Consider the following 23,802-nt stretch of genomic DNA (forward strand, 5'->3'; position numbering starts at 1 on the left):
CTACGGACCGGCCGGGTGCGGGTCAGGCAGGCGGGATGGGCAGGTCAGGCGTCGGATGCCTTGCGGGCGGCGTCGCGTTCCTTGACGCGTGCGGCCTCGGCCCGGACGGCGGCCTGCGTGGACCGCTCCGCGACCAGCCATGCGGGCGGATCCTGCAGCAGGGCGGTGATCTGCTCGCTCGTCAGCGGATCCGTGATGCCTCCGCGGGCCAGCCCGCCGATGGAGATCCCGAGCTTCTGCGCGACGACGGGGCGGGGGTGGGGGCCGGTGCGGCGCAATCCGGCGAGCCACTCCGGCGGCGTCTGCTGCAGTTCGTCGAACTCGGCGCGTGTCAGCTCGGTCTCCTGGAAGTCCTGGGGAGCGGCGGGCAGGTAGATTCCCAGTTTCTTGGCCGCGGTGGCGGGCTTCAGGGTCTGGGGGTTTTTCGCGGGAGTCATGGTCCAAGCTTAACGGTCGCGGGCAGGCGCTACTGTGATCAGGTGCCCGCCGACCAGCCCCGAACCCTGTCCGTCGGCTTCGTGCCCGGCGTGACGCCGGGAAAGTGGGTGGCCAGGTGGCGCGAGCGGCACCCGGAGGTCCCCCTCGAACTCCACCAGCACGACGACGACGCCCTGGCGGCGTTGCGCGAAGGCTCCGACGACGTCGTCTTCGTCCGGCTTCCGGTGGACCGTGCGGGGATCCACCTGATCCCCCTGTACGAGGAGCAGCCCGTCGCCGTGATGTCGCGGGAGAACGAGCTGTCGCTCTACGACGACGTCCCGGCCGAGGAACTCGAGGGCGGGATCCTGCTCGACGTCCTCGAGTGCGGCGGTCCGAAATCGGCCGTGGAGGTCGCTGCGTCCGGCGCGGGTGTCGTCGTCCTGCCGATGTCCCTCGCCCGCCTGTACGCGCGGAAGGATGCCGTGCACCGCCCGGTCCCCGGCCTGGTCCCGACGACCATCGGCATCGCCTGGCGGACGGAGGACGAGTCCGACGACGTCGAGGAGTTCATCGGCATCGTCCGCGGCCGCACGGCCCGGAGTTCCCGGCAGCCCTCGCAGCGCGAGGCGCCGAAGAAGAGCGCATCGCAGAAGGCGGCCGCGAAGAAGGCCGCGGCCGGGGGTCGGAAGGCCGGGGACCAGAAGGGCGGGAAGCAGTCGGGGAAGCCCGGTCGTCCGTCCGGCCCGCGGGGCAAACGGCGCTGACCTCCCTCGCCTGCCGGCGGCCAGGCGTTCTGGTCCTTCGGCGGGATCGTCCTCGAGGGGACCTTCCTGGGCGGCTGCATCTTCTCGGGCCGCACGGCGGGCCGCTCCCTCGCGGCATCGCTCCAGGCCGGTCAGGCCTGCGCGGGCTGGCCGTTGCTCGCCATCGTCCCGCCGTCCACGGGGAGGACGACCCCGGTGATGAAGCGCGCGTCCTCGCTGGCGAGGAAGGTGATGGCCGCGGCAACCTCATCCGGCAGTCCGCCGCGTCCGAGGGGGATGCGCCGGGAGAACGCGTCGGACAGTTCGTGTGCCTCGCCGTCCTCGCTCGTCAGGTCCGTCCAGACGAATCCGGGAGCGACGGCGTTGACCCGCACGCCGTCCCTGCCGTGGTCCAGGGCGACGGCGCGCGTGAAGTTGCTGACCCCGCCCTTGGCGGCGTTGTAGGCGCTCATCCGCCAGTCGCCCGCCAGTCCGGACACGGACGAGACGTTGACGATGCACCCCCTGCTCTCCAGCAGGTGCCCGAGTGCCGCCTTGGTGCCGTAGAACACGCCGGAGAGGTCCGTCTCGAGAACGCGGTGCCAGTCGTCCACGCTCGTGTCCTGGACGGTTCCCTGCGTGATGGTGCCGGCGTTGTTGACCAGGACGTCGAGCCGCCCGTACTGCCCGACGGCATGCTGCACGATGGCGGCCACCTGGTCGAAGTCGGAGGAGTCGGCCCGGACCGCCGTCGCCCGTCCTTCCGGGAGGGACGCCACGACGGCGTCGATCTTGTCCCCGACGGAATCCGTGAGCACCACCCGTGCCCCTTCGGCCACGAAGCGCCGTGCCGCCGCTTCGCCGATCCCCGACCCGGCGCCCGTCACGATCACGACCTTGCCGTCGAAACGCTGCACGGCGCGGCGCCTAGTCGGGGGTCTCGGACTGGAGCCGGATGAACTGCCAGTCCTCGTCGCTGAGGGGATCGTCGCCGGATGGTCCGCCCGCCCCGGCGATCGCCGACTGCACGGACTCCGGGAGGTCGTCGGCGCCGGGGTGCTCCCGGAGCCACTGCTTCTCCTCGATGTCCACTCGCGTCCACCACTGCTCGATGGGTTCCATCATCACGCTCCGTCCTGTCGGTCCTCCCACCGTGGCACCCGTCCCCGCCCGCCCGCAACGGGAGGATCGCCGTCGGTCGCCGTTCCCAGCGGGGTGCCGCACCTGCTACCGGACGCGGGTACCGCGGGTCAGGGGTCGAAGTGCGTCTCGGGTTCCACCTGGCCGATCGACGCCACCAGGGAAGCGGCGATGTCCCGGACCTTCTCGTTGCGGCTGCTGGAGACCGACTTGAGGATGGTGAAGGCCTCCGTCTGCGTGCAGCGGTTCTGCGCCATGATGATCCCGATCGCTATGTCGATGGCGGTCCTCGACTTCATGGCGGACTTCAGGTTGCCCACCGATTCGCTGTGCTGTGCCAGCCGCACGGCCAGCATCAGGGCCTTGGACGTCTGGGCCACGAAGGCCTCGGCGGTGGCGATGTCCTCGGGGCCGAAGCCGCCGGTCTCCGTCGAGTAGACGTTCAGGGCCGCGCGGACGCCGGTGTCGAGGGAGAACGGGACGGCGAGGATCGAACCCACGCCGTGCTCGGCGGCACGGGTGAGGTAGTTGCTCCAGCGTTCGTCCGTGGCGACGTCCGCGACGTGGACGGTCCGCTGCTCCTCGCAGGCGCTGAGGCACGGGCCCTCGGTGAACAGGTACTGCAGCTCGTCGAGCTGCTTCGCCGCCTCGCTGCTGCTGGCGACGGTACCGGCCCGCTTGTCGCGCAGGAGGGTGATCCCGCACAGGATCCGCCCCGGCCGCTCGAACAGGCGGGCCGCGGCGAAGCGGGCGAACTGGGTGAGGAACTCCTCGACGTCGTCGGTGTCGAGGAGGAGGTCCTGGAGGTAGTCGGCGGTGGTCTGCCCGGCAACCTGGTCGGCCATGTGTACTGATCCTGATTCGTCCAGCCGCCGAGCCACGTGTGCATCGCCCTGCGGGGCGTCCGGGGTCTCCCGGACCGATACACAAACCCCGGGAGTTTGCGATCGGCCGTCTGCTAGACCGTCAGTCAGCCTACATAGTACAAGAGGTCGTACCCGTAGCAGGGCCGCCGGGACGGGAGGAGAGGCGGACGCGCCTTCCTCCCGCCCGGGTGGGTGCTGGACCGTCAGACCGTCGCGTGCTCCGTGCCGACGGGGGTGACGACCTCGGCGGTCGGCTCCATGTTCTCGGCGTCCACCATCCATGCGTACTGCTCGAGCTTGGCGATGAACCCGTGGAGGAGGTCGGCCGTCGTGGGGTCCTCCTCGTCGATCTGGTCGTGCACGTCGCGCATCGTCGTGACCGCTGCGTTCAGCATGCGGACCACGAGGCCCACGGTGTCCTTCGTCGAGACGAGGCCTGCGGGGAACGGGTCGAGCTTGGTGCCCTCCGCGACGGCGACGCTGCGGCCGTCCGGAACGGCGTGGAGGGCGCGCATGCGCTCGGCCATCTCGTCGGCGAAGGCGCGGGCGTCGTCGATGATCTCGTCCAGCTGCAGGTGGAGGTCGCGGAAGTTCTTGCCGACCACGTTCCAGTGGGCCTGCTTGCCCTGCAGGTGCAACTCGACGAGGTCGACCAGGACGGCCTGCATGTTGTCGGTGAGGGTGGGTGAAGCCTTCATGAATCCTCCAGTGCTAGAGAAATTTCTCCGTCCCGGCAGGCTCCGGACGCACCGATCCCCCGCCGGGTGGACTGCTTTCACCCTAGACCCGCGCGTTGGCCAAATCCAACCGATCTGCCTACGCTAAGGGGACTTACGGTTTCGCCGTGCGGATCCCGGGAACGGGGTGACGGACGGCCCCGGAGTCTCTACGAAGGAGGACCTTTTGGCTTCAGTGCAGGAATCTATCGACGTAGCAGTACCGGTCAGCACGGCCTACAACCAGTGGACCCAGTTCGAGAGCTTCCCCCGGTTCATGGGGGGCGTCGAGTCGATCACGCAGACCTCGGACACCTCGACGCACTGGGTGACGAGCATCGGCGGCGTGAAGCGCGAGTTCGACGCCGAGATCACCGAGCAGCACCCCGACGAGCGCGTGGCCTGGAAGAGCACGGACGGCGAATCGCATGCCGGCGTGGTCACCTTCCACCGCCTCGACGAGAACACCACGCGGCTCATGGTGCAGATCGACTGGCACCCCGAGACGTTCACCGAGAAGGTCGGTGCCGTGGTGAACGCCGACGCCGCCCAGGTGAAGGGCGACCTCAAGAGGTTCAAGGAGTTCATCGAGAAGAGCGGCGGGGAGACCGGCGCCTGGCGGGGCGACGTCGCGGCACCGCCGACCGGCGGATCCGGCGAGGCGACGCCGGCGAACAATACGTTCCCGGACACGTCGACGAACGATCCCGATTCGGGCGGTCCGCGCGTCAGCTGACGAGTGACCGGTAGGAGGCGGATCCCGGAAGGGGTTCGCCTCTGCTGTTCCCGGATGTCCTGGCGGATGGCCTAGGGGATGTCGCCGACCTCGATGGCCGCGATCGCATCGGTGGCCTGCCGGGACAGTTCCGCCGAGATGGGCGAGCTCTTCGCGGCCTCCGCGGCCTCCGCCTGGCCCTCCGCGCTGACGGCGTACGTCCCGAAGGCGCGCACGACGGCGGCCGTCGCCTCGTTCTCGTACCGCGTGCAGTACACGTGGTAGGACACCAGGACCAGGGGGTAGACGCCGGGCTCGGTGGTCGTCCGGTCGAGGGCGAGGGCGATGTCGTAGTCCTTCCGCCCGGGCACGCGGCCCGCGAGGTCGACGGCGGAAGCAGCGGCTTCGGAGCCGACCGGCACGTAGTCCTCGCCGACCTTCAGTGCCACGCGGCCGAGCGGGTCGCCGACGGCCGAGTCGTCCGCGTACGTCACCGCCCCGACCGTCCCGGCCACGGTGCTCACCACACCGGCGTTGCCCTTGGCGTTCTCGTTCTCGAGGCTGTCGGGCCACGTCCCGTCGGGCTCGTCGGTCCAGATCCCGGGGACCACCGCGTGCAGGTAGTCGGTGAAGTTCTCGGTGGTGCCGGAGTCGTCCGAACGGCTCACCGCCGAGATGGGCACGTCGGGAAGGTCGACGCCCTCGTTCTGCGCTGCGATGGCGGGATCGTCCCAGGTGGTGATCCCACCCCTGAAGATCTGCGCCACGGTACCGGCGTCGAGCTTCAGCTCCGAGATGCCGGGCAGGTTGAACGCAACGCTGATGGGCGAGACGTAGGCCGGGATGTTGAAGGCGCCGCCAGGACCGCACGCGTCCGTCGACCCGGCCAGCTCCTCATCACTGAGGTAGGCGTCGGAGCCGGCGAAGCCCACCGCCCCCGCCAGCAGCGCACCGCGTCCGGCTCCGGAACCGTCGGGTGAGTACTGCACCTGGGCCCGCGGGTACATCGTGGCGAAGCCCGAGCGCCAGGCGTCCATCGCCGGTCCCTGGGCGGAGGATCCCGATGCGGTCACGGCGCCCTGCAGGCTCGTGTCTCCCCGCTGCGCCGCCGCTTCCTGCTCCGGACCCAGCGGGTAGTCGGAACCGCAGGCGCTCGAGCCGAGGAGGACGGCGAGGTACAGGGCGACGGTGGATCGTTTTCTCACCGGAGCAACGTTACAGGTGACGAAAAGGTGAACCCAAGGTGAACAGCGGATGAACGGGCCGATCCCGGGCGGGCCGGGTCACCCGCGACGCAGGCGGTACCCGTCTGCCCGGTGCACGAGCCGCCGCCCGCCGCCGTCGTGCAGCCGGATCCACAGCACCGATGCGTCATCGGTCCTCATGTCCAGCACACCCCGGAGCTGCGTCCCGGTGGCGTGCTGGAGGGTGACGTCGTCACCGCGCGTGATGCCGGACCAGTCCTGGTGGTCGGGATCGGGAAGGACGGGGGAGGCATCCATGGTGCGGGCCTTTCGGGGAGGGGCGGGGTCCCCACGCTAGTCGGCCGTCCTGAACGCGGGGTGAACGCGCGCTGAAGGCTGGAGCGCCGGCCCCGGCGGGGTCAGAGGCTGCGCCATTCCCCGCTTCGGAGATGAGATCCCGCCTGCGGTCCCATGAGGAGCATCCCGCCGTCCACCACGAAGGAGGCGCCGTTGACGTAACTGGCCGCTCCCGAGGCCAGGAAGGCGACGACGGCGGCGATCTCCTCGGGAGCGCCGGGCCGGCCCAGGGGGATGCCGGGGCGGTCCATGGTGTGCGGGTCCTCCTCGGCCGAGTCGTTCATCGGGGTGTTGATCTCGCCGGGCAGGACCGCATTGGCCGTGATGCCCCGGTCCGCCAGTTCGAGGGCGATCGTCCGGAGGAGACCGCCGAGCCCGTGCTTGGAGGCGTCGTAGGCGGCCGAACCCACGCGCGGCTGCTCCTGGTGGACACTGGTGACGCCGATGATGCGCCCACCCCTGCCGCCATCGACCATGTGGCGCGCGGCGCGCTGGATGCAGACGAAGGCGCCGTCGAGGTTCGCGCCCAGGGTTCCACGCCAGGTGTCCCAGTCCGTCTCCAGGAACAGGGTGCCGCCGTTGACGCCCGCGTTGTTGACGAAGACGTCGAGGCCGCCGAGTTCGCCGGCGAGCCGGTCCACCACGTCCCCGCAGGCGGGTGCATCGGTGGTGTCGAGTTGCGCGACGGCGGCGCGGACGCCCTTCTCCCGGACCAGTCGTGCGGTCTCCTCGGCGCCCTCCTGATCGGAGTGCCAGGTGACGCCGACGTCGCAGCCCGCCGCTGCGAGGGCGATGGCCGTGGCCCGGCCGATGCCGGAATCGGAGCCGGTGACGATTGCCTTGCTCGGTGTGAAGTCCATGCTCCATCCTTTGCACCGGCGGCCGGCTGGTGCAAGGAGAATCTGGGGCGCAGGCGGGGATGGATCCGGTGCAGGGACGGCGCGACCCCCCGGGCTGCAGCCCGGGGGGTCGCCGATACCGGGGTGCTACGCCTCGACGGCTTCCTGGTGCCCTGCACCGGGCTCCGTGGATTCGACCGCCGGGGATTCGACCGCCGTGGACTCGACCGGCGCGGAGGACTCTCCGCTGACGACCTCGATCTTGCGTGGCTTCGCGCGTGCGCTGACCGGGATCATCACGTTGAGCACGCCGTTCTCGTACCGGGCGGAGATGCCCTCGGTGTCGATGCCCTGACCGAGATTGAGCTGGCGCAGGAACGAGCCGCTCTCGCGCTCGCGGGTCAGCCATTTGACGCCTTCCGCGCCACGCAGCGTACGCTCCGCGCGGATGGTCAGGAGCTGGCCGTCGACGTCGATGTCGACCGATCCGGGGTCGATGCCCGGAAGGTCCGCGGAGAGGATGTAGTGGTCCTTCTCGCGGTAGAGGTCCATCGGCATGAGACGGAGTCCGGGACGGTTCTCCAGCAGGGCGCCGGCAACGCGGTCCAGCTCGCGGAATGGATCGAACTTCATGGCCACTGGAAACAACTCCTTCACAGATGCCACCGGCAGGTGGTCGGTTCTTCAAGGTTGAGCGCCCTCCGCTCAACCAGGAAAAATGTTAGCACTCGACCCAGGGGAGTGCTAACAAAATCTGTTCGCCCAGGACGAACTCCCATGGACGCAGGAAAGGCCCGTACCGACCTATCGGTACGGGCCTTCCCGGGTGCTGTCTCCAGCCGATCCTCGTGCCTGCGCGGGGCCTCGATCCCCGGGCCTTCCGCGTGTGAAGCGGATGCTCTACCAGACTGAGCTACACAGGCAATTGGTTCTCCAACAGCTTAGGCCATCCGGGCGGTGCGCCAAATTCCCCTGCTGCACCGGGCCGGGGCGGAGGCCGGCGCTGGTCATCGGTCCGTCGCCTCAGTAGCCTGAAGGAAAGCCTGCTGATCATCCACCGGCGCCGGCACGGCGACGACGAAAGGGACCGAACCATGGACAACCAGGACATCCTCCAGCGTATCCAGGCACTCGTGCAGGAAGAGCACGACCTCCGCGAACAGCCCCAGGACGCCGGAGCCGGGGCCGAGCACCAGGACCACGCGGCCCGACTCAAGCGGGTCGAGGAGGACCTCGACCAGTGCTGGGACCTGCTCCGCCAGCGCCGGGCGAAGGCGGACGCCGGTGAGGATCCGGCCGACGCCGATGCCCGGCCGATCAGCCAGGTGGAGGGGTACCGCCAGTAATGGCGTTGCCGCTGGTGCTGTTCGACGTCAACGGGACGCTCTCGGACATGGGCCGCATGTCCCAGCACTTCGAGGAGGTCGGTGCACCCCCGCAACTGGCCGCCCTGTGGTTCGCCTCGGTGCTCCGGGACGGCTTCGCACTGACCGCCGTCGGGCGTAACCCGGCCTTCGGCGACGTCGCCGAGGGCGCCCTGCGGGTGGTTCTCGCGGACCAGGTGCTGAACCGGGACCTCGACGATGCGGTGACGCATGTGATGACGGCGCTGCAGGAGCTGCCGGTCCATCCCGACGTGGCGGACGGCATCCGCGCGCTCGCACTCGAGGGCTTCGGTGTCGCCGTGCTCACCAACGGGGCAGCGGCAACGGCGGCGGGCCTGCTGGAGCGGGCCGGAGTCGGGGAGCAGATCGCCGCCGTCCTCTCCGTGGCGGACGCCGCCCGGTGGAAGCCCGCGCGGGAGTCCTACGCGCACGCCCTCGAGACCCTCGGACAGGCGGCGGGCGACGTCGTGCTGGTCGCCGTGCATCCCTGGGACATCGACGGCGCCGCGCGCGCCGGCCTGAAGACGGCCTGGCTGAACCGTGACGGCGGCCCGTATCCGACCATCATGACGCCGCCCGACCACGAGGTCGCGTCCGTCGGGGAACTGCCCGGGGTCCTGCGGGCCTGACCGGCGTCGACCCTGGACACCCCCGGCGGGACGCCCCGCCCCGAACTCCCTCAGACCTCCGCATCATCCGGCAGTTCCGACATCAAGGAGTACCCGTGACCGACCTGACAGCCTTCGCGCTCGTGTGCAGCCTCACCCCATCGCCGGAGCCGTCCAGTTCCGACCTGATGGCCCGGCACATCCTCGACCGCTTCGCGGAGCGGGGAATCGCGACGTCCAGCGCCCGCGTGGTCGACCACCACGTGGCACCCGGCGTGCAGAAGGACATGGGCGACGGCGACGAGTGGCCGATCCTCCGCGAGAAGATCCTCGCCGCCGACATCCTCGTGCTGTCCACCCCCATCTGGGTGGGCCACCCGTCGAGCCTCGCGCAGCGCGTGATGGAGCGGCTGGACGCCGACATCGCGGAGACGGACGAGGAGGGCCGGCCCGTGATGGCGGGCAAGGTCGCGGTGGTGGCCGTCGTGGGCAATGAGGACGGCGCGCACAAGACGATCGCCGACATGATGCAGGGCCTGAACGACATCGGTTTCTCCCTGCCGTCCCAGGGCTCCACCTACTGGGTGGGCGAGGCGATGCAGGCCGTCGACTTCAAGGACCTCGCCGAGGTCCCCGACGTGGTGGCGACGACGACCGCGGGCGTCGTCCGCAACGCCGAGCATCTGGCGAGGCTGCTGCGCCGGGAGAACTTCCCGCTGGAGTGACGGGCCGCCCCCGCTACCGGCCGACGTCCCGGCGTGACAGTCCGACGACGGCGACCAGCACGAGGATGCCGCACAGGGCGAGCACGGCCGCCATGCCCGCTCCGGCGCCGGTCGAGAAACCGTGGAGCAGCGGTGCGGGACCGAACACCCAGTCGTAGGGGGAGAGGCCCTTCAGCCACTGCAGGGCTTCCGCCTGGTTCCCGAGGGCGTTGAAGGTGTAGCCCAGGAGCGCCACCGCAGCCCCGGCGGCCACCGAGGCGGTCCGGGAGCCGGTCACCGCGCCCGCGGTGATGGCCGCCGATCCGCTGAGCAGGCTCAGCAGGTACAGGGCGAGGACACCCGCGACGGCCTTGCCGACGGTGAGGCCGAGCTCGGACGGGGCGTTCAGGGCGAGCACGGCCGCGAGCAGCACCGCGCACACGACGGCGATCCGCAGCGCGAGGGAGAGGACGGCCTCGAGCGCCACCTGCAGGCGTGTGACCCCGTGCGCCAGGGTGAGTTCGAGGGCTCCGCTCTCCTCCTCGCCACCGATCGCCGCTGCACCCCAGCCGACAGCGGCGATCGTCAGGAGGACGAAGCCGATCAGGCCCAGCAGCGTCGCCTGCGTGTATCCCGCACCCGTGGAGATCGAGTCGAAGCCCAGGGTGGACACGAGTTCCGGGGGCAGGGACGAGACGACGGAGTCGAGTTGGCCGGAGGCACCCATCGACGGATAGATCGGCAGGTAGAGCAGGCTCGCCGCGACGAGGCCGGCCGACCAGCCGGCCATCCCGAGGCGGGAGCGTCGGAGGGTGTGCCGGACGAGGGGCAGGGTGCTAGCGGACATGACGGTCCCCGGCCGCTCCTGCCGGGACGGTCGGGGCCCGGCCGTACAGGCCGAGGACCGCCTGCTCGAGGTCCGGTTCCTCGATCACGACGTCGATGAGCCCGAGGGCCGGGAGGACGTCGATCAGCGCGACGGGCGACCCGGACAACCGCCCTTCCACGACGTTTCCAGGGACCCCGGCGGACGCCCGGTCGACTCCGGGATCGGCCACCTCGAGGCCGGCCGCGAGGAGCGCGGCCGCCTGCCCCGGCGTCAGCGGTCTCTCCAGTTCGAGCCGCACGGTACGGGGCGCCTCGTCACGCAGGTCCGCCACGCGTGACGAACGGACGAGGCGCCCCTCCCGGATCACGGCGACGTGGTCGGCGCACTGCTGCACCTCGGAGATGACGTGGGAGGACAGGAAGACGGCCTGGCCCGTCGACTTCGCCTCCCGGACGAGGGCGAGGAACTCCCGCTGCACGAGGGGATCCAGGCCGGAGGTGGGCTCGTCGAGGACGAGCAGGTCCGGCCGGTGCATGAGGGCCTGGACCAGGCCGAGTTTCTGCTTGTTGCCCTTCGACAGCGTCCCGATGCGGCGCGACGGATCGAGGCCGAGGCGTTCGACGAGCTCGGACCTGTACGCGTGGTCCACGGGACCGGAGATGCGGCCGAGGTGGTCGAGCATCTCCGTGCCGGTGGTCCTGCCGTCGAGCCTGAGTTCCCCGGGCAGGTACCCGATGCGCTCCCGGAGGCGCGGGCCCGCCCGCCAGGGGTCCGCACCGAGGGTGGTCACCGACCCTGCGGTCGGCTTGATCAGGCCGAGGATCAGGCGCATGGTGGTGGTCTTCCCGGCGCCGTTCGGGCCGATCACGCCCACCACGCTCGCCGGTGGCACCAGGAGCGATACGGCGTCCAGTGCCCGCCGCGACCCGTACGCCTTGGTCAGATCGCTCAGCTCCAGTGCGTGTTCCATGCTTCCTCCGAATGCGGGGGCTCCGGGGCCGGGCAGCGGCAGGACCCGGAGGCGTCAGGCCTTCCGTGAGAGCCAGGAGAGCGTCAGCGCGCCCGCGCTCCGCCGGAAGCCGCTCCGCCCGGAGACGACCTCGAGGACCGCCCAGACCGCCAGGCAGAGGGTGCTCGCCAGGCGCAGGCGCCCGCGGTTCTTCTCCTCGAGCGCCGCGAAGGAGGCGGCGCCGAGCAGTGCCCAGCCCAGGATCGGAGCGTTCGGCTTCTGGGCGATGGTCTGCCGGCCCAGGCTGTCGGTGAAGAAACCCATCACGCGCCCTTCTGCTTGGAGGTGCCGGCCGCCTTCTTGGCTCCGGCCTTCTTCTCGCGGTTCTTCTCGACGCTGCGGCGCAGTGCCTCCATGAGGTCCAGCACGTTGTCGCCGTCGTCCTCGCCACCGTTGGCCCCGAACGTCTCCTCGGTGCTGATGGTGTCACCCTTCTCGATCTTCGCGTCGATCAGGGTGCGCAGCTGGACCTGGTACTCGTCGGTGAAGTTCTCGGGGTCGAAGTCGGTGGAGAAGGAGTCCACGAGGGCCGCGGACATCTGCTTCTCCTTGGCGGAGATGCGGACCTTCTCCTCGAGTGCGGGGAAGGAGGCCTCCCGGACCTCGTCGTCCCACAGGAGCGTCTGCAGCATGAGGACGTCACCCCGGACGCGTAGCGCGGCGAGGCGGCTCTTCTGGCGGAGGGAGAACTGCACGATCGCGGTCCGGTCCGTCTCCTCGAGCGTGCGCCGCAGCAGGACGTAGGCCTTGGTCGAGGTGCTGTCGGGTTCGAGGTAGTAGGCGCGGTCGAACATGATCGGATCGATCTGGTCGCTCGGCACGAACTCCACCACGTCGATCTCCCGGCTCCGCTCCACCGGCAGTGACGAGAGGTCCTCGTCCGTGAGGACCACGGTGTGCTCGCCGTCGTCGTACGCCTTGTCGATGTGCTTGAAATCCACGACCTCGCCGCAGATCTCGCAGCGCCGCTGGTAGCGGATGCGGCCGCCGTCCTCGTCGTGCACCTGGTGCAGGGAGATGTCGTGGTCCTCGGTGGCGCTGTAGACCTTCACCGGCACGTTGACCAGCCCGAACGCGACCGCGCCCTTCCAGATGGCTCTCATGGGTCAAGTGAACACCAAGCAGGCTTAGTGGGCCAGAGGAGGCGGGCGGGCCGGCCCTAGACTTGGGAGGTGACTTCCGAGACCGTAGAGCCCATTGTCAGCAAGACGACCAGCGACGACGGCGGTACGGTGCTGCGCCTGGAGTTCCAGTTCGCGTTCCCGCCGACCGTGCTGTGGAAGCACCTGACGGAGGCGGACAAGCTGAAGTACTGGTTCCCCTGCGAGATGGAGTTCGAGCCGCACCCGGATGCGGAGATCCTCTTCCGCTACGCCGACCAGAAGCCTCTGCGCGGAGAGGTGCTCGAGGCGGCGCGGCCGTCGGTGCTCGCCTACACCTGGGAGAAGGACAGTCTGCGCTGGGAACTGACCCGGACGGGCGACAACGGGACCCGGCTCGTGCTGTTCCTGACACCGGGGAGCCCGCGGCACTCCGCGACCATGGCGGCAGGGTGGCACCTCACCATCGCCGGACTCGACGACTTCCTGAACAAGCGCAACCTCGGGCAGGACCCGGCGCTGTGGGATGTCTACGTCGAGCGTTACCGCGAGCAGTTCGCCGACTAGGACACAATCCCTGCCGCCTCCAGCCGGGTGTTCCGACCGAATCGGTACTGGACCACCACCGGCATCCGGTCAAGACTGGGGGGATGGCCCCCCCTCGCTCAGCACGGCAGCAGACCGTCACGGTGGAGGGTCGCACGCTCCGGCTGTCCAGCCTGGACAAGGTGCTCTACCCCGCGACGGGGACCACCAAGGCCGACGTCCTGGCCTACTACGCAGCCGTGGCACCCCACCTGATCCGCCATGCGAGCCAGCGGCCGCTGACGCGGAAGCGGTGGGTGCACGGCGTGGGGACGCCGGAGGAGCCCGGCGAGGTGTTCTTCCAGAAGAACATCGACGACAACGCGCCGGCCTGGGTGCCGCGCAACGCGATCCAGCACAAGGACCACACGAACGTCTACCCCCTGGTCGACGACCTCGCGACGCTCACCTGGCTGGGGCAGATCGCCGCCCTGGAGCTCCACGTGCCGCAGTGGCGCTTCGACGCCGACGGCGCCAGAGGGAATCCCGACCGCCTCGTGCTGGACCTCGACCCGGGCGACGGCGTGGGTCTCGCGGAGTGCGCCGAGATCGCCCGGCTGGCCCGGCCGATCCTGCAGGGCATGGGGCTGGAACCGTTCCCCGTCACGAGCGGATCGAAGGGCATCCACCTGTACTGCGCCCTCGACGGCCGGCTGACCTCCGAGCAGGTGTCCGCCGTCGCCCACGAACTCGCCCGGGCCCTCGAGGCCGACCATCCCGACCTCGCGGTCAGCGACATGAAGAAGGCGCTGCGGACGGGCAGGGTGCTCGTGGACTGGAGCCAGAACCACGCCAACAAGACGACGGTCAGCCCGTACTCGCTGCGCGGCCGCTTCGAGCCGACCGTCGCCGCGCCGCGCACCTGGGAGGAACTCGACGACGTCGACCTCGGGCACCTCGACTACCGCGCCGTCCTGCAGCGGATCGAGTCCCTCGGCGACATCCTCGCCGCCGCGACCCCACCCGCGACCGGCGCAGGAGAGAGGGGAAGCGCACCGACGGACCGGCTCTCCACCTACCGGGCGATGCGCGACGCATCGAAGACACCGGAGCCCGTACCCGAGGCCGTGGGCCCGGCGGGTGGCAACAGCTTCGTGATCCAGGAGCACCACGCCCGCCGCCTGCACTACGACTTCCGGCTGGAGCATGAGGGCGTGCTCGTCTCCTGGGCTCTCCCGAAAGGACCGCCCCTGACGCCCAGCAGGAACCACCTGGCCGTGCAGACCGAGGACCATCCCCTCGACTACGGCTCCTTCCACGGAACTATTCCGAAGGGGGAATACGGTGCGGGGGAGGTCTCCATCTGGGATGCGGGCACCTACGAGCTCGAGAAGTGGCGTGAGGGCAAGGAGGTCATCTGCACACTCCATGGCAGGCCCGACGGCGGACTGGCCCGCGGCGGGACCGCGATCCGCCGCTACGCGCTCATCAACACCGGCGGCGGTCCGAACGGCAGGAGCAACTGGCTGATCCACCTCATGAAGGACCAGCCGGCCGAGGCCCGGCAGGACTCCCCGCACGACCCCGGCGCGTCGCCACCGGTCCCGGCGGACGGCGGCGACCCCCCGCCCGTCGAGGTGCAGGGCATCGACCCTCCCGCTCCTGTCCGGGCTCCGGGTCCCGTCCGTCCCATGCTCGCCACCCTCGGCTCGGAGCAGGCCATCCCCGACCCCGACGACTGGGCCTACGAGATGAAGTGGGACGGCGTCCGCTGCATCGCGCTGGTGAAGGACGGCGCCGTCACCCTGGCCAGCCGGAACGGGATCGACACCACCGCGACCTACCCGGAACTCGGGGACCTCGGTGAGTACCTGAGTGCGGACAGCGCCGTGCTCGACGGCGAGATCGTGGCCCTGAACGCGAAGGGCCGCCCCGACTTCGGCCTCCTGCAGACCCGCATGAAGCTGACCCACCGGGCGGAGATCGACGACGCGCGCCGGAAGACCCCCGTGCGCTTCATGCTCTTCGACCTCCTGGAGCTCGAGGGCAACGACCTCACCGGGCTGGACTACTGCCAGCGGCGGGAGCTGCTCGAGAAGGCGGTCGAGGAGGCGGAGGACGGCCACGTCCAGGTTCCGCCGGCCCTCGACGCGACGCTCGCGGAAGCCGTCGAGGCGAGCCGCCAGCTGGGCCTCGAGGGCATCATGGCCAAGCGCCTCACGAGCGACTACCAGCCCGGGACGCGGTCGGCGTCGTGGGTGAAGATCAAGCACCTCCACACGCAGGAGGTCGTGGTGGTGGGCTGGCGGCCCGGGAAGGGCAACCGGGCGGCGAAGATCGGTTCCCTGCTGGTCGCCGTCCCCGACGGCGTCGACCTCCGCTACGTGGGCCGCGTGGGGTCCGGGCTCACCGAGCGCGACCTCGCCGAGGTGGGGTCCAGGCTCAGGAAGCTGGCACGGAAGACCGCCCCGCTCGACGACGTGCCCGGCGCCGACGCATCCGATGCGCACTGGGTGCGCCCCGCCCTCGTCGGCGAAGTCCAGTACAGCGAGCACACCGGGACCGGCCGCCTGCGGCACCCCGTGTGGCGGGGCTGGCGACCCGACAAGACGCCGTCCGACGTCGTCGTCGAACTCTGAGATCCGCACCGTCCCGTTGCACCATCCAGGAGGCACACATGGCAAGTCTTGATATCCCGGCACTGGACGCGTGGTGGCGCGCCGCCAACTACGTCTCGGTCGGCCAGATCTACCTGCGGGACAATGCCCTGCTCACGCGTCCGCTCGCGGGCGAGGACGTGAAGGCGCGACTGCTGGGCCACTGGGGCACCACACCGGGGCTGAACTTCGTCTACACCCATCTCAACCGGGTCATCTCCGAGCGGAGGCAGGAGATGCTGTTCGTCACCGGGCCGGGCCACGGCGGGCCCGCCAACGTGGCCAACGCCTGGCTGGAGGGGACCTACTCCGAGATATATTCCTCCATCGGCAAGGACGGCGCGGGGCTGAACGCCCTGTTCAAGCAGTTCAGCTACCCCGGCGGCATCCCGTCCCACGCCGCCCCGGAATCCCCGGGATCCATCCACGAGGGCGGGGAACTCGGCTACACGCTCGCCCACGCCTACGGCGCGGTCTTCGACAACCCCTCCCTCATCGCCGCCGCCGTGGTGGGCGACGGCGAAGCCGAGACGGGACCGCTGGCCACGAGCTGGCACTCGAGCAGCTTCGTGGATCCCGCGGTGGACGGCGCGGTACTGCCGATCCTGCACCTCAACGGGTACAAGATCGCCAACCCCACGGTGCTGGCCAGGATGCCCGAGGAGCAGCTCCGGCAGCTGATGTACGGCTACGGCTACGAGGCGCACTTCGTCACGGTGTCCGATCCCGGTGCCACCGAGGACGCCCACCGCGACTTCGCCGCCGTCCTCGACGCCTGCATCGACGACATCCACGCCATCCAGGACCGGGCCCGTACCTCGCCGGCAGGCGCGGACGCCGCCGCGGCCCGCTGGCCCATGATCGTGCTGCGCTCGCCGAAGGGCTGGACCGGCCCCGCCGAGGTGGACGGCAAGCCGGTGGAGGGGACCTGGCGGTCCCATCAGGTACCGCTCTCGGAGATCCACGACAACGAACAGCACCTGCACCAGCTCGAGGAGTGGATGCGGTCCTACGACCCGTCATCCCTGTTCACCGAGGAGGGGTCACTGCGGCCCGAGATCGCGGCGCTCGCGCCCGAGGGTGACCTGCGCATGAGCGCGACCCCCTATGCGAACGGCGGCCGGCTCCTCCGCGACCTCGTGCTGCCCTCGTACGCGGACCACGCCGTACCCGTGACGCGTCCCGGCGCGGAGAAGGTGAGTCCCATGACGACCGTGGGCGGCTACCTGCGGGACGTCATCGAGCGCAATCCGCACAACTTCCGCCTGTTCGGTCCGGACGAGACGGCGTCCAACCGCCTCTCCGCGGTCTACGAGGTGACGGACAAGGTGTGGGAACCGCGCATCGAGGACGTGGACGAGCACCTGGCCCGTTCGGGACGCGTCATGGAGGTCCTCAGCGAGCACCTCTGCCAGGGCTGGCTCGAGGGCTACCTGCTGACCGGCCGCCACGGGGTGTTCAACTGCTACGAAGCCTTCGTGCACATCGTCGACTCGATGTTCAACCAGTTCGCGAAATGGCTCAAGGTGCACCGCACGCTGTCCTGGCGCATGCCCATCGCGTCGTTCAACTACATGCTGTCCAGCCACGTGTGGCAGCAGGACCACAACGGCTTCTCGCACCAGGATCCCGGGTTCATCGACCACGTGGTCAACAAGAAGGCGGACATCATCCGGGTCTACCTCCCGCCGGACGCCAACACGATGCTCGCCGTGACCGAGCACTGCATGCAGACGCGCGACACAGTCAACGTGATCGTGACGGGCAAGCAGCCCACCCCCACCTGGTTCGGGCCCGAGGAGGCGCACCTGCACGTGAGGCGCGGCATCGGGATCCTCGACTTCGCGGGCTCCGAGGAACCGGGGGTGGAGCCGGACGTGGTCCTCGGCTGCGCGGGCGACGTCCCCACGCTCGAGGCGGTCGCCGCGGCGGGACTGCTCAGGGCAGCCGTCCCCGGTCTGAAGATCCGCGTGGTGAACGTCGTGGACCTCATGCGCCTGCAGGACAGCACGGAGCATCCGCACGGGCTGTCGGCCCGGGACTTCGACACGTTGTTCACGACGTCGAAACCCGTGGTCTTCGCCTATCACGGGTACCCGTGGCTCATCCATCGCCTGGCCTACCGTCGGAACAACCACGAGAACCTGCATGTTAGGGGTTACAAGGAGGAAGGCACGACGACGACGCCGTTCGACATGGCGATGCTGAACCAGATCGACAGGTTCCAGCTGGCCATGGACGTCATCGATCGCGTGCCGACTCTCGGAGCGACGCAGGCCCGTCTCCGGCAGGACCTGCAGGACCAGCGTCAGCGTGCGTGGCAGTACACGCGCGATGCCGGGAAGGACCTCGAGTCCATCACCGGCTGGACCCTCGACGAATCCTCGCCGGACGACGCCCAGTAGAGCCGCGCGCCCACGACCAGAAGGAGAACGACGCATGACGGAGTCCCGTATCTCAGCGACCCGGACGATCGACGCACCAGCCGATGCGATCTTCCACATCCTGTCCGATCCCGCCCACCATGCAGCGCTCGACGGCTCGGGCATGGTGCAGTCGGACAGCAAGTCCGACCGCATCACCGCCGTGGGCCAGACGTTCACCATGAACCAGACCTGGGACAAGATGGGCGGCGACTACCAGACGGACAACCACGTGGTCGGCTACGACCCGAACAAGCTCCTCGCCTGGAAGACCGCGCCCGCCGGTGAGGTCCCGCCGGGCTGGGAGTGGATCTGGGAGCTGCAGCCCTCCGGCCCCGGTTCCACCGAGGTGTCGGTGAGCTACGACTGGTCCGCCGTGACCGACAAGGAGCTCCTGAAGACCATCGGCTTCCCGGCCGTGCCGCGGGAGGCGCTGGATTCCACGCTCGCGAACCTCGCGGCGCAGGTCTCGGAGGCCTGACCTCCCGCCGCAGGCACCCGGACGACGACGGCCGGCTCCCTGGAGGGGCCGGCCGGCCGTCGTCGTTGCCGGCCGGGCCGCTGCCTGCTACTGCAGCAGGGCGACGTCCGAGACGAGTTCGATGTGGCGCTGCATGGCATCGGCGGCCGCGGCGGCGTCCCGCGCCCGGATGGCCTCGGCGATACCCCTGTGCGATACGAGCGACTGCTCCGGCCTGCCCGGCTGGGCGAGCGATTCGAGGCGGGTCTCGAGGACCATCTCGCCGATGAACGCCATGAGCTGCGCCATCACGGGGGAGTGGGCGGCCCCGGTCACGGCCTGGTGGAACAGCTCGTCGCCGTGGGCGCCGCGGTCGCCGTCGTCGATCTCCGCCTGCATCGTCCGGAGCGCGTCGTCGATGGCCGCGAGATCGGCGTCCGTGCGCCGCTCGGCTGCCAGGGCCGCGAGCCTCACCTCCAGGGTGCTGCGGGCCTCCACGATGTCGGGCAGGCGGCTCCGGTGCTCGCGCAGCCCCTTGATGACGCTCGCGACACTCGCGCGGTGCCGGAGAACCGCACCGGTGCCGTGCTGGACGTCGATGACACCGAGGACCTCGAGGGCCACGAGCGCCTGGGCGAGCGTCGCCCGCGAGACCCCGAGGCGCTCGGCGAGATCCCGCTCCGCGGGGAGGAGGTCTCCCGGGCGGAGCCTCGCGGACTCGATGTAGCCCAGCAGCTGCTCGACCAGCTGTTCGTACAGCCGAGGACGCGCAAGGCGCCCCAAGGGTTGCGGATCAACGGCGTCGGTCATCCCTGTTCTCCCCGGATAGTGGTGGGCCCATGCTACCGGTGAACGATTGACAGGGACACCCACTCTCCTACAGGCTAGGCCAGTAGTCCTGTAACTCAGATCACAGGCTCGTCGAACCGTCCGTCGCCCGCTGGAGGATAATGATGTCCGCTCCACTCCTATCGATCATCATCCTTGCGGCGATGTTCCTGATAGCCACCCTGCTGCCCATCAACATGGGAGCCCTCGCCTTCGTGGGGGCCTTCCTGCTCGGCGCCGTCGTCCTGGGGATGGAGACCGACGACATCATCGCCGAGTTCCCCGGTGGGCTGTTCCTCACCCTCGTCGGGGTCACCTACCTGTTCGCCATCGCCCAGAACAACGGCACCATCGACCTGCTCGTGCAGGGGGCCGTGAAGCTCGTCCGCAACCGCGTGGCACTCATCCCGTGGGTCATGTTCCTCATCACGGCCGTCATCACCGCCGTCGGCGCGCTCGGTCCCGCGGCCGTCGCGATCATGGCGCCCGTCGCACTCGGCTTCGCGGCACGCCACAAGATCTCACCGCTGCTCATGGGCATGATGGTGGTCCACGGCGCACAGGCCGGCGGCTTCTCGCCCATCGCGGTGTACGGGGTGATCGTGAACGACATCGTCGGTGAGTCCGGCTTCGAGTCGAGCCCGCTCGCCGTGTTCCTGTCGAGCTTCATCTTCAACCTGCTGATCGCCGTCGTCCTCTTCATCGTCCTCGGCGGCCGCACGCTCCTGTCCTCGCGCATCTCCCACTTCGTCGAGGAGGCCGCCGAGGCCCGCCTGAACGCCAGCCCGGGAGCCCGCAGGGCCGACGTCGCCTACAAGGGCACCGGCAGCGGCACCTACGGACCGCGTGACCCCGCCGGCGACGGCGCCGTCGCCGTGAAGTCCCGCGAGGACCGCATCTCGCAGGCCGCCACCATCCTCGGCCTCATCGCGCTCGCCGTGATCGCCCTCGGATTCCAGGTCGACGTCGGATTCGTCGCCATCACGGTCGCCGTCCTCCTCGCGCTGATCTCGCCCAAGGCCCAGAGCGGTGCGGTCAACAAGATCGCCTGGTCCACCGTGCTGCTCATCTGCGGGATGCTCACGTTCGTGGGTGTGCTCACCGAGGCGGGGACCATCGAGTACGTGTCCGACGGCGTCGCCGGACTCGGCGCTCCGCTGCTCGCCGCCCTGCTCATCTGCTACATCGGCGCCGTCGTCTCCGCCTTCGCCTCATCGACGGCCATCCTCGCAGCCCTGATCCCGCTGGCCATCCCGTTCCTCGAGACGGGCGCCGTGAGTGCGGTCGGCGTCGTCTGCGCCCTCGCCGTGTCCTCGACGATCGTGGACGTCTCGCCGTTCTCCACCAACGGCGCACTCGTGCTCGCCAACGCCCCCGAGGGCACGGACAAGGACCGCTTCTACAAGCAGATCCTCGGGTACGGGGCCCTCGTGGTCGTCGCCGGTCCGATCATCGCCTGGCTCGTCCTCGTGGTGCCCGGCTGGCTCTGAGCCGTCCACCCGTCCGACCAGACCGCACGAACCACCCGGAGGAAACATGAGCGACGCACCAGAGGAACGAAGCGGGAGCGAGCGCGGGGAGCGCGGCGGTCCACTGTCCGGGCGCCTCGTCGTCGACCTCAGCCGGGCACTAGCCGGGCCGCACGCCGGCATGATGCTCGGTGACCTCGGCGCCCGCGTGATCAAGGTCGAGACACCGGGTACCGGGGACGACACCCGTGGCTGGGGCCCACCCTTCGTCGGCCCGGAGGACGACCGCCAGGCCACCTACTTCCTGTCCTGCAACCGGAACAAGGAATCGATCGCGCTGGACCTCAAGAGCGACGACGGCAGGGCGGTGCTCACGGAACTGCTGCGCCGAGCCGACGTCGTGGTCGAGAACTTCCGGCCCGGGGTCCTCGACCGGCTCGGGTTCTCCACGGATGCCATGCACGAGCTGAACCCCGGCCTGGTCATCCTCTCCATCACCGGGTTCGGGCACGACGGCCCCGAGGCCAGGCGCAGCGGCTACGACCAGATCGTCCAGGGCGAGGCCGGCCTCATGTCCGTCACCGGGCCCGATCCCGACAACCCCCAGCGCGTCGGGGTCCCCATCGCCGACCTGCTGTCCGGCATGTACGGGGCATACGGTGCCGTCGCGGCCCTGCTCGAACGGGAGCGGACGGGCCGGGGGCAGGTGGTGCGCACGTCGCTGCTCGCCGCGATCATCGGCGTCCATGCCTTCCAGGGCACACGCACCACGGTGGCCGGCGAGGTGCCGCGCGCCCAGGGCAACCACCACCCCTCGATCGCCCCGTACGGCCTGTTCAACTGCCGCGGGGGGAAGGTCCAGATCAGCGTGGGCAGCGAGAAGCTGTGGGCCACCTTCACCGCCGCCTTCGGACTCGACGCGGGCCGCGCCGAGTTCGCGACCAACGCGGACCGCGTGCGCAACCGCGACGAGCTGATCGGCGTCGTCGAGGACGCGTTCTCGGCCTACGAGGCGGAACCCCTGCTGGCGAAACTCAACGACGCCGGCATCCCGGCGGGCAAGGTCCGCACCCTCGACGAGGTCTACGCCTGGGAACAGGTGCACTCGCAGGGGCTGCTCCTGACCGTCCAGCACCCCGTCCTCGGCGACATCGCCCTGCCCGGGCCGCCCCTGCGGTTCTTCGACGGCGACGCCGAGACCACCCTCACCGGCCACACGGCGCCGCCCCTGCTCGACGGCGACGGGGACGCCATCCGCGCCTGGCTCTCCGGGTCCGTCCCGGGAGGTACCGGAGCGTGACGGCGTCGGCTCCGGTCCGGCACCTCACGGCACGGGAGCTCATCGAGGCCGTGCTGGACACCGGATCGTTCGCGTCCTGGGACACGCCGGTCCCGGCGGCCTACCCGGGGATCGCGGCGTCCTATCGGGAGGAGTTGCACCGGGCCAGGGAGAAGAGCGGGGCGGACGAATCCGTGCTGACGGGCGAGGGGCTCATCCACGGCCGGCGCGTGGCCGTCATCGTCTCGGAGTTCACGTTCCTCGCCGGATCGATCGGCGCCACCGCAGCACACCGGATCACCTCGGCGGTCCTCAGGGCCACCCGGGAGCGGCTGCCCCTCCTGGCCGGACCGGCGTCGGGCGGGACCCGCATGCAGGAGGGGACGCCCGCGTTCCTGTCGATGGTGGACATCACCGGCGCGGTGCGGGCACACCGGCAGGCCGGGCTGCCGTACCTCGTCTACCTCAGGCACCCCACCACCGGCGGCGTCATGGCGTCCTGGGGTTCCCTGGGGCACGTGACCGTCGCGGAGCCGGGGGCGCTGCTCGGCTTCCTCGGCCCCCGTGTCTACGAGGCGCTGTACGACCGGCCGTTCCCGGGCGGGGTGCAGACCGCGGAGAACCTGTTCGACAAGGGTCTGATCGACGCGGTGGTGCCGCCCGAACACCTCGCGGGGATCGTCGACAAGGCGTTGAGCGTGCTGCTCGCGGGCAGCCCGACGGCGCCTGACGCGCCGTCCACGGTGTCGTCCCGGCCCGGCGGCGGCGACGCCTGGACCTCCATCCTCGTCTCGCGGAACCGCCGGCGTCCCGATCTGCGCCGGCTGCTCGCCTACGGGGCGCGGGACGTCCTGCCGCTGAACGGCACGGGCCAGGGGGAGAAGGATCCCGGGCTCCTCCTGGCACTGGCACGCTTCGGCGGGCAGCCCTGCATCGTGCTCGGGCACCAGCGGCCGCGCCTCGTGGGGGAGTCCGGACTGGGGCCGGCGTCGCTGCGCGAGGCGCGACGCGGCATGAAGCTCGCCGAGGAACTCGGCCTGCCCCTGCTCACGGTGATCGACACCGCGGGCGCGGATCTGTCGAAGGAGGCGGAGGAGGGCGGACTGGCGGGCGAGATCGCCCGCTCGCTGCACGATCTCATCGGGCTGGCGTCGCCGTCGGTCTCCGTGCTCCTCGGTCAGGGTGCCGGGGGTGGCGCGCTCGCACTGCTGCCGGCCGACAGCACCATCGCCGCCGAGCACGCCTGGTTGTCGCCGCTGCCGCCGGAGGGCGCGAGCGCCATCGTGCACCGCACGGTCGACCGCGCCCCCGAGATGGCCGAGGCGCAGGGCGTCAAGGTCGCCGCCCTCGTCGACCGGGGCGTCGTCGACCACGTGGTCGACGAGCGGCCCGACGCGGCCGAGGAGGGCAGGGCCTTCTGCGAGCGGATGGCGGTCGCCATCGAGTACGAGCTGGCCCGGGTGAAGGAGCTCCCCGCAGGCGACCGTCTGGTGCGGCGTGCCGGGAAATACCGGGCGGGAGCCGGGGCGGAGGGCTAGGCGGCCGG

At 70.2% G+C, this 23,802-nt stretch carries 26 protein-coding genes and 1 tRNA gene; 12 read left to right on the top strand and 15 right to left on the bottom strand.

Annotated features, from left to right (window positions below; translation table 11 throughout):
- Positions 1-44: 44 nt before the first annotated feature.
- Positions 45-437: a DUF5997 family protein gene (locus AC0Z9V_RS14975; RefSeq protein WP_133080031.1), complete on the bottom strand. Its 393-nt coding sequence runs from the start codon at positions 435-437 to the stop codon at positions 45-47.
- Between the two features lie 42 nt (positions 438-479).
- Between AC0Z9V_RS14975 and AC0Z9V_RS14980 the strand changes: the two genes are divergently transcribed.
- On the top strand, positions 480-1,184 hold the full coding sequence (locus AC0Z9V_RS14980) for a LysR substrate-binding domain-containing protein (RefSeq protein WP_485141984.1): 705 nt from the start codon (positions 480-482) through the stop codon (positions 1,182-1,184).
- A 131-nt stretch (positions 1,185-1,315) separates the two neighbouring features.
- Here AC0Z9V_RS14980 and budC read toward each other — a convergent pair whose 3' ends face one another.
- The 4 genes from budC to AC0Z9V_RS15000 form a co-directional block, all read right to left on the bottom strand.
- Positions 1,316-2,080, bottom strand: a complete 765-nt coding sequence (gene budC, locus AC0Z9V_RS14985; protein ID WP_485141985.1) for a meso-2,3-butanediol dehydrogenase — start codon at positions 2,078-2,080, stop codon at positions 1,316-1,318.
- Positions 2,081-2,090: 10 nt separating this feature from the next.
- Positions 2,091-2,291, bottom strand: a complete 201-nt coding sequence (locus AC0Z9V_RS14990) for a hypothetical protein (protein ID WP_485141986.1) — start codon at positions 2,289-2,291, stop codon at positions 2,091-2,093.
- 122 nt (positions 2,292-2,413) lie between these two features.
- Positions 2,414-3,148 (bottom strand): GAF and ANTAR domain-containing protein, encoded by a 735-nt coding sequence (locus AC0Z9V_RS14995; RefSeq protein WP_485141987.1) that lies wholly within the window; start codon positions 3,146-3,148, stop codon positions 2,414-2,416.
- A 224-nt stretch (positions 3,149-3,372) separates the two neighbouring features.
- Positions 3,373-3,867, bottom strand: coding sequence for a Dps family protein (locus AC0Z9V_RS15000; protein WP_133080035.1), 495 nt, complete (start codon positions 3,865-3,867; stop codon positions 3,373-3,375).
- Between the two features lie 214 nt (positions 3,868-4,081).
- Here AC0Z9V_RS15000 and AC0Z9V_RS15005 point away from each other — a divergent pair, with 214 nt between their 5' ends.
- Positions 4,082-4,621, top strand: a complete 540-nt coding sequence (locus AC0Z9V_RS15005; RefSeq protein ID WP_459269422.1) for an SRPBCC family protein — start codon at positions 4,082-4,084, stop codon at positions 4,619-4,621.
- Between the two features lie 71 nt (positions 4,622-4,692).
- Here the strand turns inward: AC0Z9V_RS15005 and AC0Z9V_RS15010 are convergent, their stop codons facing one another.
- The 5 genes from AC0Z9V_RS15010 to AC0Z9V_RS15030 all read right to left on the bottom strand — a co-directional run bounded on the left by AC0Z9V_RS15010 (position 4,693) and on the right by AC0Z9V_RS15030 (position 7,903).
- Positions 4,693-5,805, bottom strand: a complete 1,113-nt coding sequence (locus AC0Z9V_RS15010) for a phosphate ABC transporter substrate-binding protein PstS (RefSeq protein ID WP_485141988.1) — start codon at positions 5,803-5,805, stop codon at positions 4,693-4,695.
- A 78-nt stretch (positions 5,806-5,883) separates the two neighbouring features.
- Positions 5,884-6,102, bottom strand: a complete 219-nt coding sequence (locus AC0Z9V_RS15015; protein ID WP_133080038.1) for a hypothetical protein — start codon at positions 6,100-6,102, stop codon at positions 5,884-5,886.
- A gap of 101 nt (positions 6,103-6,203) precedes the next feature.
- Positions 6,204-7,001, bottom strand: a complete 798-nt coding sequence (locus AC0Z9V_RS15020) for an SDR family oxidoreductase (RefSeq protein WP_133080039.1) — start codon at positions 6,999-7,001, stop codon at positions 6,204-6,206.
- A 126-nt stretch (positions 7,002-7,127) separates the two neighbouring features.
- Positions 7,128-7,613, bottom strand: a complete 486-nt coding sequence (locus tag AC0Z9V_RS15025; RefSeq protein ID WP_133080040.1) for an Hsp20 family protein — start codon at positions 7,611-7,613, stop codon at positions 7,128-7,130.
- Positions 7,614-7,829: 216 nt separating this feature from the next.
- Positions 7,830-7,903, bottom strand: a tRNA-Val gene (locus AC0Z9V_RS15030).
- 171 nt (positions 7,904-8,074) lie between these two features.
- On the opposite strand from AC0Z9V_RS15030, the gene AC0Z9V_RS15035 reads away from it, so the two are divergent.
- From AC0Z9V_RS15035 to AC0Z9V_RS15045, 3 genes are all read left to right on the top strand, one after another.
- Complete coding sequence (locus AC0Z9V_RS15035) at positions 8,075-8,326, top strand: DUF2630 family protein (RefSeq protein ID WP_133080041.1); 252 nt, start codon at positions 8,075-8,077, stop codon at positions 8,324-8,326.
- On the top strand, positions 8,326-8,994 hold the full coding sequence (locus AC0Z9V_RS15040) for a haloacid dehalogenase type II (RefSeq protein WP_485141989.1): 669 nt from the start codon (positions 8,326-8,328) through the stop codon (positions 8,992-8,994). Before AC0Z9V_RS15035 ends, AC0Z9V_RS15040 begins: the two co-directional genes overlap by 1 nt.
- 95 nt (positions 8,995-9,089) lie before the next feature.
- The gene (locus AC0Z9V_RS15045; protein ID WP_133080043.1) at positions 9,090-9,698 is read left to right on the top strand and encodes an NAD(P)H-dependent oxidoreductase; all 609 of its coding nucleotides are present in this window, start codon (positions 9,090-9,092) and stop codon (positions 9,696-9,698) included.
- A 13-nt stretch (positions 9,699-9,711) separates the two neighbouring features.
- On the opposite strand, the gene AC0Z9V_RS15050 is transcribed toward AC0Z9V_RS15045, so the two are convergent.
- From AC0Z9V_RS15050 to ku, 4 genes are read right to left on the bottom strand one after another with little or no spacing between them, the layout of a single operon-like run.
- Positions 9,712-10,524: an ABC transporter permease subunit gene (locus tag AC0Z9V_RS15050; RefSeq protein WP_485141990.1), complete on the bottom strand. Its 813-nt coding sequence runs from the start codon at positions 10,522-10,524 to the stop codon at positions 9,712-9,714.
- Positions 10,514-11,476 (bottom strand): ABC transporter ATP-binding protein, encoded by a 963-nt coding sequence (locus AC0Z9V_RS15055; RefSeq protein ID WP_485141991.1) that lies wholly within the window; start codon positions 11,474-11,476, stop codon positions 10,514-10,516. The genes AC0Z9V_RS15050 and AC0Z9V_RS15055 overlap by 11 nt, the downstream gene beginning before the upstream one ends.
- A gap of 54 nt (positions 11,477-11,530) precedes the next feature.
- The gene (locus AC0Z9V_RS15060) at positions 11,531-11,779 is read right to left on the bottom strand and encodes a hypothetical protein (protein ID WP_133080046.1); all 249 of its coding nucleotides are present in this window, start codon (positions 11,777-11,779) and stop codon (positions 11,531-11,533) included.
- Positions 11,779-12,618 carry a non-homologous end joining protein Ku gene (ku, locus tag AC0Z9V_RS15065; protein WP_485141992.1) on the bottom strand — a complete coding sequence of 280 codons (840 nt, stop codon included), beginning with the start codon at positions 12,616-12,618 and terminating at the stop codon, positions 11,779-11,781. The genes AC0Z9V_RS15060 and ku overlap by 1 nt, the downstream gene beginning before the upstream one ends.
- A 69-nt stretch (positions 12,619-12,687) precedes the next feature.
- On the opposite strand from ku, the gene AC0Z9V_RS15070 reads away from it, so the two are divergent.
- The 4 genes from AC0Z9V_RS15070 (at position 12,688) to AC0Z9V_RS15085 (ending at position 18,701) form a co-directional block, all read left to right on the top strand.
- The gene (locus AC0Z9V_RS15070) at positions 12,688-13,182 is read left to right on the top strand and encodes an SRPBCC domain-containing protein (protein ID WP_459268445.1); all 495 of its coding nucleotides are present in this window, start codon (positions 12,688-12,690) and stop codon (positions 13,180-13,182) included.
- Positions 13,183-13,265: 83 nt separating this feature from the next.
- Positions 13,266-15,779, top strand: coding sequence for an ATP-dependent DNA ligase (locus AC0Z9V_RS15075; protein ID WP_485141993.1), 2,514 nt, complete (start codon positions 13,266-13,268; stop codon positions 15,777-15,779).
- 38 nt (positions 15,780-15,817) lie between these two features.
- Positions 15,818-18,202 (top strand): phosphoketolase family protein, encoded by a 2,385-nt coding sequence (locus AC0Z9V_RS15080; protein WP_459268443.1) that lies wholly within the window; start codon positions 15,818-15,820, stop codon positions 18,200-18,202.
- A gap of 34 nt (positions 18,203-18,236) precedes the next feature.
- Positions 18,237-18,701: an SRPBCC family protein gene (locus tag AC0Z9V_RS15085; protein WP_133080051.1), complete on the top strand. Its 465-nt coding sequence runs from the start codon at positions 18,237-18,239 to the stop codon at positions 18,699-18,701.
- Between the two features lie 87 nt (positions 18,702-18,788).
- Here the strand turns inward: AC0Z9V_RS15085 and AC0Z9V_RS15090 are convergent, their stop codons facing one another.
- Positions 18,789-19,490 carry a FadR/GntR family transcriptional regulator gene (locus tag AC0Z9V_RS15090; RefSeq protein WP_133080052.1) on the bottom strand — a complete coding sequence of 234 codons (702 nt, stop codon included), beginning with the start codon at positions 19,488-19,490 and terminating at the stop codon, positions 18,789-18,791.
- Between the two features lie 143 nt (positions 19,491-19,633).
- On the opposite strand from AC0Z9V_RS15090, the gene AC0Z9V_RS15095 reads away from it, so the two are divergent.
- From AC0Z9V_RS15095 to AC0Z9V_RS15105, 3 genes are read left to right on the top strand one after another with little or no spacing between them, the layout of a single operon-like run.
- Positions 19,634-20,998, top strand: a complete 1,365-nt coding sequence (locus AC0Z9V_RS15095; protein WP_133080053.1) for an SLC13 family permease — start codon at positions 19,634-19,636, stop codon at positions 20,996-20,998.
- 46 nt (positions 20,999-21,044) lie between these two features.
- Positions 21,045-22,277, top strand: coding sequence for a CaiB/BaiF CoA transferase family protein (locus tag AC0Z9V_RS15100; protein WP_485141994.1), 1,233 nt, complete (start codon positions 21,045-21,047; stop codon positions 22,275-22,277).
- Positions 22,274-23,794 carry a carboxyl transferase domain-containing protein gene (locus AC0Z9V_RS15105; protein ID WP_485141995.1) on the top strand — a complete coding sequence of 507 codons (1,521 nt, stop codon included), beginning with the start codon at positions 22,274-22,276 and terminating at the stop codon, positions 23,792-23,794. Before AC0Z9V_RS15100 ends, AC0Z9V_RS15105 begins: the two co-directional genes overlap by 4 nt.
- Positions 23,795-23,802 lie beyond the last annotated feature (8 nt).

Source organism: Arthrobacter sp. UYP4, assembly GCF_057291175.1.

Excerpts from the sequence above, each read along its gene's own strand:
- AC0Z9V_RS14975 (WP_133080031.1), bottom strand. The coding sequence starts at position 437 with ATGACTCCCGCGAAAAACCCCCAGACCCTGAAGCCCGCCACCGCGGCC.
- AC0Z9V_RS14995 (WP_485141987.1), bottom strand. The coding sequence starts at position 3,148 with ATGGCCGACCAGGTTGCCGGGCAGACCACCGCCGACTACCTCCAGGAC.
- AC0Z9V_RS15000 (WP_133080035.1), bottom strand. The coding sequence starts at position 3,867 with ATGAAGGCTTCACCCACCCTCACCGACAACATGCAGGCCGTCCTGGTC.
- AC0Z9V_RS15015 (WP_133080038.1), bottom strand. The coding sequence starts at position 6,102 with ATGGATGCCTCCCCCGTCCTTCCCGATCCCGACCACCAGGACTGGTCC.
- AC0Z9V_RS15020 (WP_133080039.1), bottom strand. The coding sequence starts at position 7,001 with ATGGACTTCACACCGAGCAAGGCAATCGTCACCGGCTCCGATTCCGGC.
- AC0Z9V_RS15025 (WP_133080040.1), bottom strand. The coding sequence starts at position 7,613 with ATGAAGTTCGATCCATTCCGCGAGCTGGACCGCGTTGCCGGCGCCCTG.
- AC0Z9V_RS15035 (WP_133080041.1), top strand. The coding sequence starts at position 8,075 with ATGGACAACCAGGACATCCTCCAGCGTATCCAGGCACTCGTGCAGGAA.
- AC0Z9V_RS15040 (WP_485141989.1), top strand. The coding sequence starts at position 8,326 with ATGGCGTTGCCGCTGGTGCTGTTCGACGTCAACGGGACGCTCTCGGAC.
- AC0Z9V_RS15050 (WP_485141990.1), bottom strand. The coding sequence starts at position 10,524 with ATGTCCGCTAGCACCCTGCCCCTCGTCCGGCACACCCTCCGACGCTCC.
- AC0Z9V_RS15055 (WP_485141991.1), bottom strand. The coding sequence starts at position 11,476 with ATGGAACACGCACTGGAGCTGAGCGATCTGACCAAGGCGTACGGGTCG.
- AC0Z9V_RS15060 (WP_133080046.1), bottom strand. The coding sequence starts at position 11,779 with ATGGGTTTCTTCACCGACAGCCTGGGCCGGCAGACCATCGCCCAGAAG.
- ku (WP_485141992.1), bottom strand. The coding sequence starts at position 12,618 with ATGAGAGCCATCTGGAAGGGCGCGGTCGCGTTCGGGCTGGTCAACGTG.
- AC0Z9V_RS15075 (WP_485141993.1), top strand. The coding sequence starts at position 13,266 with ATGGCCCCCCCTCGCTCAGCACGGCAGCAGACCGTCACGGTGGAGGGT.
- AC0Z9V_RS15080 (WP_459268443.1), top strand. The coding sequence starts at position 15,818 with ATGGCAAGTCTTGATATCCCGGCACTGGACGCGTGGTGGCGCGCCGCC.
- AC0Z9V_RS15085 (WP_133080051.1), top strand. The coding sequence starts at position 18,237 with ATGACGGAGTCCCGTATCTCAGCGACCCGGACGATCGACGCACCAGCC.
- AC0Z9V_RS15090 (WP_133080052.1), bottom strand. The coding sequence starts at position 19,490 with ATGACCGACGCCGTTGATCCGCAACCCTTGGGGCGCCTTGCGCGTCCT.
- AC0Z9V_RS15095 (WP_133080053.1), top strand. The coding sequence starts at position 19,634 with ATGTCCGCTCCACTCCTATCGATCATCATCCTTGCGGCGATGTTCCTG.
- AC0Z9V_RS15100 (WP_485141994.1), top strand. The coding sequence starts at position 21,045 with ATGAGCGACGCACCAGAGGAACGAAGCGGGAGCGAGCGCGGGGAGCGC.